Consider the following 12,899-nt stretch of genomic DNA (forward strand, 5'->3'; position numbering starts at 1 on the left):
GACCGTTGCTCGCCAATTGGGGCGCCGCGATGCAGGGATGGGGCGGCTATTCCAAGGCCTTTTCGGGGAACGGGCTTGGGAAGGCAGCCAATGCATCCTGTGCTGCATCGAACGTGCGGTAACGTGCGTCGTCGACTAGCACGCCGCCGGCTGCTTTCGCGGCCGTCTCCGCGTCTGATCCTTCCGGGACACCGGCAATGGTGTATCCATGGTCCGTTTCGATAATCACGTACTCGATCATTTTTCTTCTCCCAATTCAGTGCATTGGTTACGAGCTACCACGACTTTGGATGGCCGCAGGATGCTGTCGCGCAAGCGATATCCCTGCTGGACCACGCCAACGACGGATCCATCTGGATGTTCGTCGTTTTCCTGTTGCCCGACGACACGATGTTGGGCCGCATTAAAGGGGCCCGGCGAGCCAGCAAGCTTCTTCAAACCGTGGCTCGTCAGCGTGTCGAAAAACTGATTTCGAACCAATTCGACGGCTTCCATCAACTCGTCAAAATCGCCGCTATAGCGACCTGCCAGGATCGCGCGTTCCAGGTTGTCCATCACCGGCAATAGGTCACGCATCAGCTTGAAGGTGGAACGGCTTTCACTCCCGTCGGGGCCGCTGGGATTTTCAGACGCACAGCGCTGATGAGGGGAGCAGCGTTCATGGGTAGAACAGCGATCGCGCTGACCGTGTTGTCCGAGGTCCCAGTCTGGGCAACTGGCCCCGACTGTGTTCTCGGTTGACGATCGATGGAACGCGTCGTGGAATGGGTGGGTCGTGGTGTGATGAACGTTTTCATTCATTGTCTTGCCTCCGGTGGGTTGGCAACAAACTGAAAACCTCCGTGAATCAATCGTTGATTCCGACGATCCTTGGAAACGCAAACGATCCTAGGAATGCGTCGTCCGTTCGCACCTTCATTATGAAAAATCGGCGGGCAAATTTCAAATCAATCGAAACCGCTTTTTGTGCAGGGGGCCTGGCCGGAGTGGCAGGGGACGCTGCCCTCAGCAAGCGAGGGGCGGTTCGGGGCTTTCCATCACAGGTGGTTGCGAGTCGGCACACCGTAAGACGTATGGATGATTTAGCCCGGATGAGTGCTCACTGATTTCCAGCGCGATTCAATCGGTCGGCAATTGCGAGTTGGTGGAACAGGGGCCGTTTGCCGCACCGCTATCGCTGCGACTTTTGACGCCGTGTTCGTGCAGATGCAAGCGAAGGGTGGCATCCATCTTGGGCCACTTGCGAATGAATTGATCACGCAGCTTCTTGGCGGTTTTGCGTTCAAGCCTTGCCATGGTCTTGATCTTCTTGGCGTGAGACGATCTGGGCGGGTGCGACCGTAATCGTTGCAAGCGTCGCCCCAGTACGACGTGATCATTGATTCGCCCCAGCCGGTTCTGAATGTCCTCGACAACCTCAGCGAGATGTTGGGTGCGGTTTTCGGGTAGCAAGTACGCGAAAAGTTCCAGCGTATATCGCATCTGTTTGGCCTGAATCCGCAACTGGTGCAACTGGCGAAAGCTAGAGAAGTCCGTTGGTGTCGCCGAGAGAATCCCTTCGGTGGACTGCATGATTTGCTGTTCCGCCCACTCCCTCAGCGACTGGTTTGCAAGCGAGGAATCGCTGTCGACGGGAATCGCTCGTAGCATCCGATCAAGGCGTGTTTGCAGTTGTCGTTTTTTGATCAACTTCTGGTGCAGTTGCCAGATCGGACGCTGCGCATGACAACGTTCCTTCATGAATTGGCGGCGAATTCTCTTGCCGTGCTTTCCTTTCTTTGTTTTGCAATTTTCCAGCAATACATCCAGGTCGCGCGCATCGCCAGCCGCTCGGCGAATGCGATTCATCTGCTTTTGAAACCACTTCCGTTCTGTGCGAGGCAATATCCCAGCGTAGGCGTGCAACGCCGCCAGTGTGCGGCGCGACCAAACGCGTAATTGATGCACGGTTTCCGAAGAATCGGGAACCTCTTTTCCCGATTCGGACAGCCAGTGCATGACCCAGCACACTCGCAATCGAATCATCGACCGTGCGGCGGCGTCGATACGGTCGCCAGCGTCGGCCAAATTGTCTTCCTCCAACCCAGCGGAGTTTGGCGGATTCGTGATGGAAACATTCATCCGCGATACCAAGCGTTTTTCAAGATTGCGTCTCGCGGTTCCACTCACAGGCGGCACCGGATTTACGGTCGGACGTTTCGGGTGAACTGATCGCGGACCGTTCCGCCTTCTAGCAGGCAGGTGCCCTGTAGCGTTTCGTTCGTGAATTTCAACACGAACACATGGTTGCCTTGGTCGGCCATGCCGGGGGATTGCAGGAACCAACGGTCGGGTTTGGGGGTTCGCTGGGGAACGCCCAGTCCGCCTTCCCCGATGTAGACCACACCGGTTTCGTCTTGCACGCCGCCGCGAATCGGGACAGTTCGTTTGATGTTGTGTCCGTCCGCTTCGCAAACCAAGTCGACGTTGTACTTTTCGAACAACGGCACCCAGCTCTTCAGACCGGAACCGGGTGACTTGACCGCGGGGTAGACCGGGCGATGGTATTGGGCGACTACCCAGCGATGGCTGGCACGCGATTGTTTCAGTTCCGCCTTCAACCACTGTGCTTGGTCGCCTGCGGTGCTGGTCTCGGAATTCAACGTGGTGAAGCGAACTTGGGGACCGATGTCGATGCCGTAATAGTTCAGGTCGCCCTCGGGGAATCCGAACACTTCGTTGAACGGTTTTCCTTTGTCGTGATTCCCACGGGCGGGGATGACCGGCAGCAATCGACCGTCCGGTGTGGTCGTCATTTCGTGGTCCGACAACCATGCGGACCAAAGATCCATCTTGGTGCCGGTGACCACATAGTCGCCACCGTGGGCGAGCGCCAAGATGTCATCGCCCAGGTCATCATTGTCGTACGAAGTCGCGACCAGATCGGCAATCATCTGGTTCATGCGTTGCCGGGCTTTGTGGTCCGAACGTGAATCGCCACCATGCAGAATGCTGAATTCGCGATCGGTTGCCGGAGCAGTCACAAAATAGAACACGGGCGATTGGTCCGCGTCGCTGACCATTTGGACTTCGTAAGCTGTCGCGGGTTGCAGATCGGTCAGGCGAACATGGTGGTAGTGCAGTTCGGATTCACCGCCGGTGTAGCGGCCCGAGTCAGCCAGTTGGGCGGCCTGGCTTTCATCGCTGCCTTTGACACGAAAGCGGAGCGAGTGGGACTTGCCGGCTTCGGCGGTACTCCAGGAAACCGTCGCCGTGGTTGCCGGATCGTCGGTCCAGACCACACGCCATTGGGCTGGTTGGGTACCGGATAGCGGAGCGGCGGCATCGGCAGTTCCGGTTGCCAACGTCAAGCAGCACAGGATGCCCAGAATCAGCGAATGGGCAGGTTTCAGTCGTGTCATCGGAATGCGAATCCAATCGATGGGATGGGTGGGGGCGGTCTGCCGCTAATTGCGACGGCCGCGGTGAGGATGGGGGGATGCGGAGCTAGTCGGAGGGCGGAGTTGGTGTGGTTGCGGTCGGGGGCGGCGGTTGTGACGTCATCCAATAGGCCAATAGCGCCAAAGGGACTCCGCCGTTTGCGATCCGGATCAATGTTTCGGGCCAAGCGTCGCTGCCGAGTGCCGTCATTCTACTCGCCGCCGTTACAAAGCCCCAAACGACCATGTAGAACGCCGCCCAACGCGACCGAAAGACCAACAAGACCAAGGCCACGATGATGTCCGCGATTCCGATCACAACCAGCACTTGTTCGGCCGTCGCCTGGGTACATCCGGTGTCGGTCCATTGCATGTCCGATAGCAGAATTAGATCGGTAAACGGGGCGTAACACTGGTACGCCTTGTAGCCATGTGCGGCGAATGTGCAGGCCGCCGCGACGGTCAACATCAGCACGATGTTGCTGGTTCGCCGGAGCTGCGCGGACGCTTTCAAAGGGGCTCCCCAGCCAGCACCACCGCAGACCGCCAATGCCAATGGGGCAGCGTAACGGACCGCGTGTTCGGGTAGCGCCAATTCCGCAAACACGGCTGCTCGCATCATGTGCGCCGCGGCGAGCAACAGCATCCAAATCGCGATCCATGACGCGGCCGCACGGTCAAGCCAACGCACCAATTTCGATCCCGATGGTCCATTGGGATTTTGGCCCATCCACCAACCGGTCACACACAGCAGTCCACCGGCGACCAATGTCGCCAGTGCACCCCCGTTGTCGATTGCTTGGGCAACCGTTTCGGACCAATGGCAATCGAAATACAGCCAACCGTAGATGTCGCTTTCCGTTTCGAAAGACGAAAACAGATAGCGTCCGCCCAGCCCGAAACATTCGATCACGACCACCATGCGCAAGCACGCCATCATCCGACGGGTGGCCGAATGGTCGCTGAACGTTGGTGGTGCGGGTGCATTCATGGACGCAGCATCATAGTTTATGAATTGCGTGGATGGGGTCTGGGTGGAGGGGGCCTGGGGAGAACCACCGTAACAAAACTATTCGAATGCGAAACCGATGCCCGCTACGGGACATCGGTCTTCAAGCTTTCGCAGCGCCGTCACTCAATGGCCGCGGGCACGATGATCGCGCCCTCTTGCCGTAAAGTCGAGGCGTTGGCGGTTCCGCGACAAAGACGGCTGATGCCTTCGGACTCGCAGATCGAAGCCACCAAACACAAGAAAGCATCCGCACCATCAGGGTCCGTTGAGGACGTGCGATACGTTTCGCAAAAATGGCGAATGTCGCTGTCGAAAATCAAGTCGATGTTTCGGTTTTGTAAGTATTCGAGTGCCTTTTCCAGACAGGCTTCGGGGCATGATTTATAGCTTCCTCGGAATCCAATCCGATTGGCAACTTCGCGGGGGTAGGTTTCGAAGATGGATCGATGCGAGTTGGCGTTTGCCGTGTCCAGCAGAGTGCAGTACCCGTCGCTGGAAAGACGGCCTAGCAAGGCGGCACCGCAGATCGTCATGGAGAACACATTTTGGAACAGATGTTTCAGCGGCGGGCTTCCTTGGGTTGCCGTGTCGGTGCACCGGCGCTGCCAGAAATCCTTGTCTTTCCAAGGTGTGAACTTGGCTAGGTCAGTCATCTCGGCGCCCGCGTTTTCGTTCGCAAACCGCAGGGCAAGCTGGTCGCTGACATAACGAACCCATCGATCCCGAGTGCGAAAAACGGGTTGCCCCAATCGTGCTGCGAATTCGGGATCGTTCAGCAAACCTATTGGAATCGAGAACGGGAAGTCGAATGCAGCGGATCGAATCGTGCAATCGCTTTCCAGTGAATCGGATAGTTCAGGCAGCGTCCAACCGCGTCGGTTGTGTTTCCAGGATTGCTTGCTGTCGAAGGGACGCGTTAGGCGGCGATTGCGACCTGTTGCTTCGATGGCGTACTTCTTGTCACCCAACCGAATCGCTTCCATCAGGATGATCTTCTTTGCCTGATCGCCTGCCTTCCGCGGAGCACCAAAATCGGCACCCATCACCCTGGGACGGAACCCCAGGCAAGCGTCCAGCATCGTTGCCAGCGACTGGGGATCCGCGAGACGATGGTCGGTTCCAATTTCGATCAACGACGTCGGCGGCAGGCCACTGTTCGAAATCAGCGACTGGCTATCGGTTAGTGGAATCACATCGTCCTGAGGTGAGTGCAAGATGATCGTGTTCTGCGACACGCTTGTGACGGTGCCCCATCGCTTCCATGCGGGACAAAGCAGCACCAACGGTGTTCGGCCACTGTTCATGTTGATTGCGACGGCGCCGCCGCGAGACGATCCGACGATCACGTCAGGCTGGTGCCGGACCAACTCCGCTTCCGCAATTCGAACCGCTTGGTCAAAGTCCTCGTCTGGAAGTGCGGGGTTGAAAACTTCATGACCCGCGTCCGCCAGGAAGCTGGGTTTGCGGCCGCCGGTGACGGAATTCCAGCCGTGTAGAAAAAGGATCTTGATGGTGCGGCCTTGTTGTCGGTGGCTGTCAAACGAGGTGGGATGCGGTCGTGGGCGTTTTGTTGGTAGTACCGCCTTCAGGCGGCGTGCAGCTAGCTGCGGAGCGGCGGCAGCCAAATCCGGTTGCCGAGGCAACCGGCATGAGGCTTTCGCCTCTCCGAGGCTGTCGTTCGCTGGACACTCTCTTTAGGCGGAATTGTATGGGTTGCCGGGTATCGAATCCGGCTGAAGCCGGTACTACGAACGGTGGGGACTTGTTTTGATCGTGGAGGGCTGAACTCGTTCTCGGTTACGGAGGTTAGCAGCTTCACTCCGTCATGGATTTCTGAGCGATCGCTCCTCTGCACCTTCGGCAGTCCGCTATTTAGTAAATACTGTTTGCTTAATGGGTAGAGGAAAGTTACGATCGTACTTTTGCGGGAAGGCGGTCGCGTGTTTTCACAGGAGTGATACCTTGGTTTATCGTTGGATTCACTGGCTGGCGTTGGGTTCAACGGGGCTGGCCTTCTGTGGGGCGACGTTGGCGGTTGCGGATGAACCGGTTCAGTTCGAGCGTGATGTTGCGCCGTTGCTGCTAAACCGCTGTGTTGAGTGTCACCAGGGGGCTGAACCGTCCGGCGGACTGTTGCTTACCACGCAGGCCGGCTTGTTGGCCGGTGGCGAATCCGGTGCGGCGGTGGATCTTGATACGCCCAGTGATAGTGAATTGCTGCTACGCGTCCACGGTGGTGAAATGCCTCCGGCGCAAAAGGGTGTATCGCAGCAGTTGCCAGCGGATGAAATCGCGGTGCTGCAGCGTTGGATCGCGGGGGGAGCCGACTGGCCTGCGGACCGAAAACTGGACTGGTTTGAACGCACCAGTTCTGGCCGAAGTGGCCGTGATTGGTGGTCGCTTCAGCCGGTCGTCCGGCCGAGCGTTCCGCGACTCACTTCGTTGCCTCAGCCGCCCAATCCGATTGACGCTTTTGTTTTTTCGGGCCTGGAACGGGCGGGATTTGTTCCTGCGCCGCAAGCCGCACCGCGTGTTCTGCTGCGACGACTGTACGTGGATCTCACCGGTTTACCACCGACCCAGATGCAGATCGAAGCATTCGAAGCTGACCCGTCGGACCAGGCATGGGACCAGGAAATTGATCGCTTGTTGGATTCGCCGCAATACGGACAGCGGTGGGCGCGGTACTGGCTGGACTTGGTCCGTTACGCGGACACCAGCGGGTATGAACGGGATCAAGAAAAGCCGTTTGCGTGGAAGTATCGCGACTGGGTGGTCGATGCGTTGAACGCCGACATGCCTGTGGATCAATTCATCATCCAACAGTTGGCGGGTGACGAGATCCCCGGTCGGACCGAGAAGTCCACGATCGCGACGGGGTTTCTGCGGCTGGGAACTTGGAATGACGAACCGAACGACCCGCTGGATTATCAATACGACCGCTTGGAGGATTTGGTCCATACGACGTCATCGGCGTTCCTGGGGCTGACGGTCAAATGTGCACGTTGCCACGCGCACAAATTTGATCCCATCATGCAAGAAGATTACTACCGTATGGCATCCGCGTTTTGGGCGGGACCGATTGGGCCACGCGCACGCGACTTGCTGGGTGGCCCCAGTGCGAAAGAATTGGGGTTCGACGATGTTCTTGGCTGGACGGATCTGACCAGCAAGCCAGAACCGATCCGGTTGCTTGCCAATGGGGAACGTGATGCACCGCTACAGGAAGTACGGCCCGCTTCCCTGTCGATGTTTCCCCAGCTGGAACGAGAATTTGAAGCACCGCCCGAGGATGCAAGGACGTCGCAGCGTCGACTGCAGTTGGCCCAGTGGATTGCCCATCCTGAAAATCCGTTGACCGCGCGAGTCTATGTCAATCGACTGTGGGGGCATCATTTCGGTGCGGCGATCGTTCGGTCTCCCAATAATTTCGGATTTTTGGCGGACCCGCCGACACACCCCAGGCTGCTGGATTGGTTGGCGGCCGAGCTGGTTTCGGGGGACTGGAAAACCAAGCGGATTCACAAGCTGATTTTGACATCCCAAACATGGCGGCAATCGTCGTTGCATCCGCAATCGGACAAGTACGAAACGAAAGATGCGGGCAACCGTTTGTGGTGGCGAGCCAAGATCCGGCGTCTGGATGCCGAAGCGTTGCGGGATTCGATGTTGGCGACCACGGGTGAACTGGATCTGCGACTTGGCGGACCCGGTTTCCAACCCGAAATCAGTGCCGCCGCGCTGGAAGGGCTGTCGCGAAAGTCAAAGGCGTGGCAGGTGTCGCCGCAACAGGAACAGTTCCGACGAAGTTTGTACCTTTATTCCAAACGCGCTTTGCTGTCACCAATGATGACGACGTTCAATTTTTCGGACGCCAATCAATCGTGTGCACAACGAGACGTGACCACGGTGCCGACGCAGGCATTGGTGATGATGAACAACCCGTTTGTGCATGATCGATCGCAGAGTTTGGCCAAGAATGCAGTCGCCCAGTCCGATCCGGTGCAAGCGATGTGGTCGGCCGTATTGGCCCGATCCCCGGCCGCGGATGAGCGGCGTGACGCCGAACGATTTTTGGCATCGCAGCGAGATCTGTTTGCACAATCCAGCGACCAGTCCGACGCGCCGGCAAGCGTCGCCCCCGACGTCAAGGCTGCCGCCGATCCATCGCGCACGCCGCCCATCGATCCCACCGAACTCGCGCTGGCCTCGTTGGCACAAGTGCTAATCAATTCGAACGAATTTCTGTACGTAGACTGATTCCCGCCACAAGGATCTGAGTCCAAATGTCTGATCAACCGAAGTTCCCCTGTGGTCAATCACGTCGTGAATTCGTCTGGGAAATGGGCGCCGGGTTCACCGGTGTCGCCCTAGCGGGAATGTTGTCCGGAAACGGTTCGGCGATCGCGGGCCAGCCCCTGCGCGGCTCTGCACTGGCCAGCGCTGTACCGCGGGCAAAGTCCGTGATCTTTCTGATGATGAACGGTGCTCCGTCACAGGTCGACACGTTCGACTACAAGCCCGAGCTGGAAAAGGCTGCGGGCAAACAATTGCCGGCGGACAAAAAGTTCACCAACTCGGGCGGCCGGGCAATGGGTTACCTGACCCCAGCGTGGCGACCGTTTCGGCCGGGTGGCGAAAGTGGCCTGATGGTTTCGGACTACTTTCCGAAGGTCCGAGAGCATGCCGACAAACTGTGCGTGATCAATTCCTGTCATACCGACAGCCACGCCCACGGTTCTGCGCTGGTGGCGATGAACACGGGCAAGACACAGATTGGACGCCCTTCGCTAGGCAGTTGGTGTGTGTATGGGATGGGGTCCGAGAACGAGAATTTGCCTGGCTATGTCGTCATTCTTGACAAACGGGGTGGCCCCATCGGTGGTCAGTCAAATTGGTCCAGCGGTTTTATGCCCGGCACGTACAACGGAACGCTGTTTCGTCCGGTCGGCAATCCGATCTTGGATCTGAAAGGCCCTGACCACATTACACAGGCCGTCCAACGTGAACAGTTGGATCTGTTAGCGCGTTTCAATCAAAAACATTTGGCGGCACGGGCAGGTCGCCAGACGCTGGCCGATCGGATCGAAAGCTTTGAGCTGGCGTATCGCATGCAGGCGGCAACCCCCGAAGCGGTCGACCTCAGTCAAGAGAGCGCCGCGACGCTGGAAATGTATGGCGTCGGGCAAAAGCCAACCGATGAATACGGCCGAAACTGTTTGATCGCCCGGCGGTTGGTGGAACGCGGGGTTCGCTTTATCCAACTGTATTCCGGCGGCGGTCACTTAGAGGAAACTTGGGATGCTCACGAAAGCATCGAAAAGAATCACGGTGGCCACGCCGCAGAGGTGGACCAGCCGATCGCCGCACTGCTGACAGATCTGGAGCAACGCGGAATGCTAGAAGACACATTGGTCATTTGGGGCGGTGAATTTGGACGCATGCCATTCAGCGAAGGAAAGGATGCGCCCGGCCGCAACCACAATCCGTATGGATTCACGATGTGGATGGCCGGTGGGCATGTGAAGGGTGGAACGACTTACGGCAAAACCGACGAGCTTGGGTTCGAGGCCGTCGAGGATAAAGTGCATTTGCACGATTTGCACGCAACGATTCTGCATGCGATGGGGATGGACCACGAGTTGTTGTCGTGGTTCCATCAAGGGCGTGAAGAGACGCTGACGGACGTGGGAGGCCGCATTATTCATGATCTATTTGCATGAGTGTTGGCGAGCCCCGGCGGATTCGTATCGGCGGATTCGTATCGGCGGGTCGGTTTGTGGGCGTCCGTTTCCGTGCCGGGATTCTCGAAGCATCGTTTGCCATGATTGAACCTGTTTCCAGTGACCCCAAGCTGCTGAGTCAGATGAACCAACGAGCTGTGCTGCGCATTTTGCAAAGCCACGGTCCGCAATCGCGTGCCGAGGTGACGCGTTTGATCGGCGCAACGCGGCCAACGGTTTCGAAAGCAGTCGCGTCGTTGTTGCAGTCGGGATTGTTGGAAGAGTTCGAATCGCCGCAAGCGACCCGCGGACGTCCGGCAAAGAAATTACGACTTGGCGGGGAAGCGTCCCAGATCATCGGACTCGTCGTCGATTCGCCCAACTGCCGCATCGTTGCGGCAGGGCTCGATGGCGAGCTGCGGCCGCAGACGATCCAAGCGTTTGCAACGCCATGCGACTATGACCAATTGCTGAGAATGTTCGCTGACTGTGTCGCAGCCCTGTGCGGCGGCCGGATGCGGACTTTGGGGATCGGCATCAGTGTCCCAGGGTTGTTTGACTACCGCGAGGGCCGATCGATACTGTCACCGAATGTGCCGGTGACCAACGGCCGTTGCTTGGCCGCCGATTTGTCCGCGCGATTGGGCGTGGAGTGCACGGTGCTGCAAGAGTCCGATGCGCTGTGTTTGGCCGAACGTCATTTCGGACTGGCGACAGACCTTGGCGATTTTGCCATGCTGGATGCCAGTACCGGGTTAGGGCTGGGCGTCATGATCGCCGGAGAGTTGTTGAAGGGCAGCAGCGGATTGGCGGGCGAAATCGGGCACTTGCCGATGGTGCCCGACGGAGTTCGTTGTGGGTGCGGCCGTTCGGGATGCCTGGAAACAATCGCCAGCGATACCGCGTTGGCGCGGGTCGTTTCGGATCGATTGGGGGAAGTGCTCAATATCGAACAAGTGGTGCAGCGCGTGCGTGATGGTGAAATCCGGGTCGATCGGGAACTGCGTTGGGTGTCTCAGGGGTTGGTATTTGCACTGGTGACAGCCATCAATTTGTTCAATCCGGAAACCCTGTTCGTGCATAGCCGCATGCTTGATCTGGACGATAATTTTTTGGATCAGCTGATTCGAGAAACCGAATCCAAGGCGCTAGTGCCTGCATTTCGAAATTGCCGGATCCTCCGCGCCCGCGGCAGCAAACGAGAAGGTGCGATCGCCGGCAGTATCGAACATCTAACCAATTCACGCATCACGGTGTGATCGGGTTGAAGTGGGAATCAATGATCGCAACGAAATCCAAATCCCAAGCGACACGTAGGGCGGTCTTTCCAGGCCGTCGTGGATGTGGATCCAAACCCAGGACGGCAACGCCGTGCCGACGAAGCGGGACGTCCCCATGGTGATCCACTTCGTAGTCCCCGTTTTGAACACGAATCGCGGTGGACTTCACGTCGGAACGTCCGTTCTAGAAAAACGTCGATCAAAGCTGCTGCTAGAACGTCACGCCGCAAGAAAGGAACCAACCGAATAGCCCGGTGTCTTCGGAATCGTCGTCGACAATGCCCGCGTGTTGCTGGGCTTCCGCTCCACCGCGAATGAAGGTGTTGTAGCCAGCGACACAATTGTTGTACTGACCACCAAGCTGAAGTTCGGTCCAACTGGCCACCAACCCTTCGCTGCCAGCCGCCGGGTCGTCGCCGACGAGGATTGAGTGTTGCATCCAGCCGTACAGGCTAAGGTTGCATCCCATGTCCCGCTGCAGCATGGCGCCCAATGTGAGGCCATCACCCTTGAAATCGGCGTAGTTATCGTCCTGGTACAGTTCTTCCAAATTGGCGTGGCGATAGCCCGCGGACAAGATGCCATCGAACTTGCTGAGCCGGAACTGATCGGTGACTTCGAAATCGAAATAGTCGGCCTTCAAGCCTCCCCGGCCATCGGGAAACTCTTGCGCTCCGTCGTAGTCGAAATAGCGAAACCGAGCGCCCAGTCCTTCGCTGGTTTGGTAGCCGAGGTTGATGCGGTATCCATTCCTTGCTCGCGGGACGCCATCGTCCGAATACGTGTCCCCTTCCGACGCGTGCGCTTTCAGACGCAGGAATTGAATTTCGCCGTAGTAACCGCCCGCGTTCCCGTTATCGCAACAAGCGGTGCCGTGATGAAATTCGCCACACGGCGCTTGTTCGCAACCTTCGAGCGTCGCAAAGTTGCCCAAGGGAGATCCCTCTTGCGCCGATGCTGAGAGGCAAAGTGCAAGTAGAGCCGCGTGGCATGCGACGGCTCGGATGCCGGTCTTCTTGATTGGATCCATCACTCAACCCCGATCTTTCAAAACGTGAATTCTGTGGCCGCACTGCGCTAGTTCCAGCATCATTGCGGATAAACCGATTGATGACGATTTTGTGGTGGGGCGAGTACGCGAGAGGTTCTGTTATCGAGTGGAGTGGCGCGAATGATCAGTGGCGTAGTGATTGGTTCGGTTATTCGGGTTGCGCCGGAAAAGGTGTCGGGTTTTAGACACTGGTTTTTGGTGGGGGGGTGGGCTCTCCTCGCCCCGTGGCCTCCCCTCACCCCCGACCCCTCTCCCCCCGCTCGGTCGCGAAGTGGAACTTCGCGACCGAGCGGGGGGAGAGGGGAGGCAGGCAAGCAGCCGGTACACGGCGACTGGCGGTGGCAGCGGGGAGGCGGGTCGCCGGTGTGCGAGCATCGACGGAAGTAGCGGGCAGGCAGGTGATCGGTGAGCGAC

10 protein-coding genes are annotated in these 12,899 nt (G+C 58.1%); 3 read left to right on the plus strand and 7 right to left on the minus strand.

Going from position 1 to position 12,899, the window contains the following annotated elements; translation table 11 throughout:
- Positions 1 to 46 precede the first annotated feature (46 nt).
- From K227x_RS10175 to K227x_RS30410, 6 genes are all read right to left on the minus strand, one after another.
- A complete protein-coding gene (locus tag K227x_RS10175) occupies positions 47 to 241 on the minus strand; it encodes a hypothetical protein (RefSeq protein ID WP_145169393.1) in 195 nt (64 codons plus the stop codon).
- Positions 238 to 801 carry a nucleotide exchange factor GrpE gene (locus tag K227x_RS31385; protein WP_145169394.1) on the minus strand — a complete coding sequence of 188 codons (564 nt, stop codon included), beginning with the start codon at positions 799 to 801 and terminating at the stop codon, positions 238 to 240. The genes K227x_RS10175 and K227x_RS31385 overlap by 4 nt, the downstream gene beginning before the upstream one ends.
- Positions 802 to 1,119: 318 nt before the next feature.
- The gene (locus tag K227x_RS10185; protein WP_145169395.1) at positions 1,120 to 2,121 is read right to left on the minus strand and encodes a CHAD domain-containing protein; all 1,002 of its coding nucleotides are present in this window, start codon (positions 2,119 to 2,121) and stop codon (positions 1,120 to 1,122) included.
- A gap of 62 nt (positions 2,122 to 2,183) precedes the next feature.
- The gene (locus K227x_RS10190) at positions 2,184 to 3,401 is read right to left on the minus strand and encodes a purple acid phosphatase family protein (RefSeq protein ID WP_145169396.1); all 1,218 of its coding nucleotides are present in this window, start codon (positions 3,399 to 3,401) and stop codon (positions 2,184 to 2,186) included.
- An 85-nt stretch (positions 3,402 to 3,486) separates the two neighbouring features.
- Positions 3,487 to 4,410, minus strand: coding sequence for a hypothetical protein (locus tag K227x_RS10195; protein WP_145169397.1), 924 nt, complete (start codon positions 4,408 to 4,410; stop codon positions 3,487 to 3,489).
- Between the two features lie 140 nt (positions 4,411 to 4,550).
- Positions 4,551 to 6,074 carry an alpha/beta fold hydrolase gene (locus tag K227x_RS30410; protein ID WP_218933901.1) on the minus strand — a complete coding sequence of 508 codons (1,524 nt, stop codon included), beginning with the start codon at positions 6,072 to 6,074 and terminating at the stop codon, positions 4,551 to 4,553.
- A gap of 319 nt (positions 6,075 to 6,393) precedes the next feature.
- Here K227x_RS30410 and K227x_RS10205 point away from each other — a divergent pair, with 319 nt between their 5' ends.
- The 3 genes from K227x_RS10205 (at position 6,394) to K227x_RS10215 (ending at position 11,413) form a co-directional block, all read left to right on the plus strand.
- Positions 6,394 to 8,691 (plus strand): PSD1 and planctomycete cytochrome C domain-containing protein, encoded by a 2,298-nt coding sequence (locus K227x_RS10205; protein WP_218933902.1) that lies wholly within the window; start codon positions 6,394 to 6,396, stop codon positions 8,689 to 8,691.
- Between the two features lie 26 nt (positions 8,692 to 8,717).
- Positions 8,718 to 10,154, plus strand: coding sequence for a DUF1501 domain-containing protein (locus K227x_RS10210; RefSeq protein ID WP_145169399.1), 1,437 nt, complete (start codon positions 8,718 to 8,720; stop codon positions 10,152 to 10,154).
- A gap of 101 nt (positions 10,155 to 10,255) precedes the next feature.
- Positions 10,256 to 11,413: an ROK family transcriptional regulator gene (locus K227x_RS10215; protein WP_218933903.1), complete on the plus strand. Its 1,158-nt coding sequence runs from the start codon at positions 10,256 to 10,258 to the stop codon at positions 11,411 to 11,413.
- Between the two features lie 232 nt (positions 11,414 to 11,645).
- On the opposite strand, the gene K227x_RS10220 is transcribed toward K227x_RS10215, so the two are convergent.
- Complete coding sequence (locus K227x_RS10220) at positions 11,646 to 12,467, minus strand: hypothetical protein (RefSeq protein ID WP_145169401.1); 822 nt, start codon at positions 12,465 to 12,467, stop codon at positions 11,646 to 11,648.
- Positions 12,468 to 12,899 lie beyond the last annotated feature (432 nt).

It is taken from the genome of Rubripirellula lacrimiformis (assembly GCF_007741535.1).
GTDB classification, from domain to species: Bacteria; Planctomycetota; Planctomycetia; order Pirellulales; family Pirellulaceae; genus Rubripirellula; species Rubripirellula lacrimiformis.

Coding starts and splice junctions, on each gene's coding strand:
- K227x_RS10185 (WP_145169395.1), bottom strand. CDS start 2,121: ATGAATGTTTCCATCACGAATCCGCCAAACTCCGCTGGGTTGGAGGAA.
- K227x_RS10175 (WP_145169393.1), bottom strand. CDS start 241: ATGATCGAGTACGTGATTATCGAAACGGACCATGGATACACCATTGCC.
- K227x_RS10210 (WP_145169399.1), top strand. CDS start 8,718: ATGTCTGATCAACCGAAGTTCCCCTGTGGTCAATCACGTCGTGAATTC.
- K227x_RS31385 (WP_145169394.1), bottom strand. CDS start 801: ATGAATGAAAACGTTCATCACACCACGACCCACCCATTCCACGACGCG.
- K227x_RS10190 (WP_145169396.1), bottom strand. CDS start 3,401: ATGACACGACTGAAACCTGCCCATTCGCTGATTCTGGGCATCCTGTGC.
- K227x_RS10215 (WP_218933903.1), top strand. CDS start 10,256: ATGATTGAACCTGTTTCCAGTGACCCCAAGCTGCTGAGTCAGATGAAC.
- K227x_RS10195 (WP_145169397.1), bottom strand. CDS start 4,410: ATGAATGCACCCGCACCACCAACGTTCAGCGACCATTCGGCCACCCGT.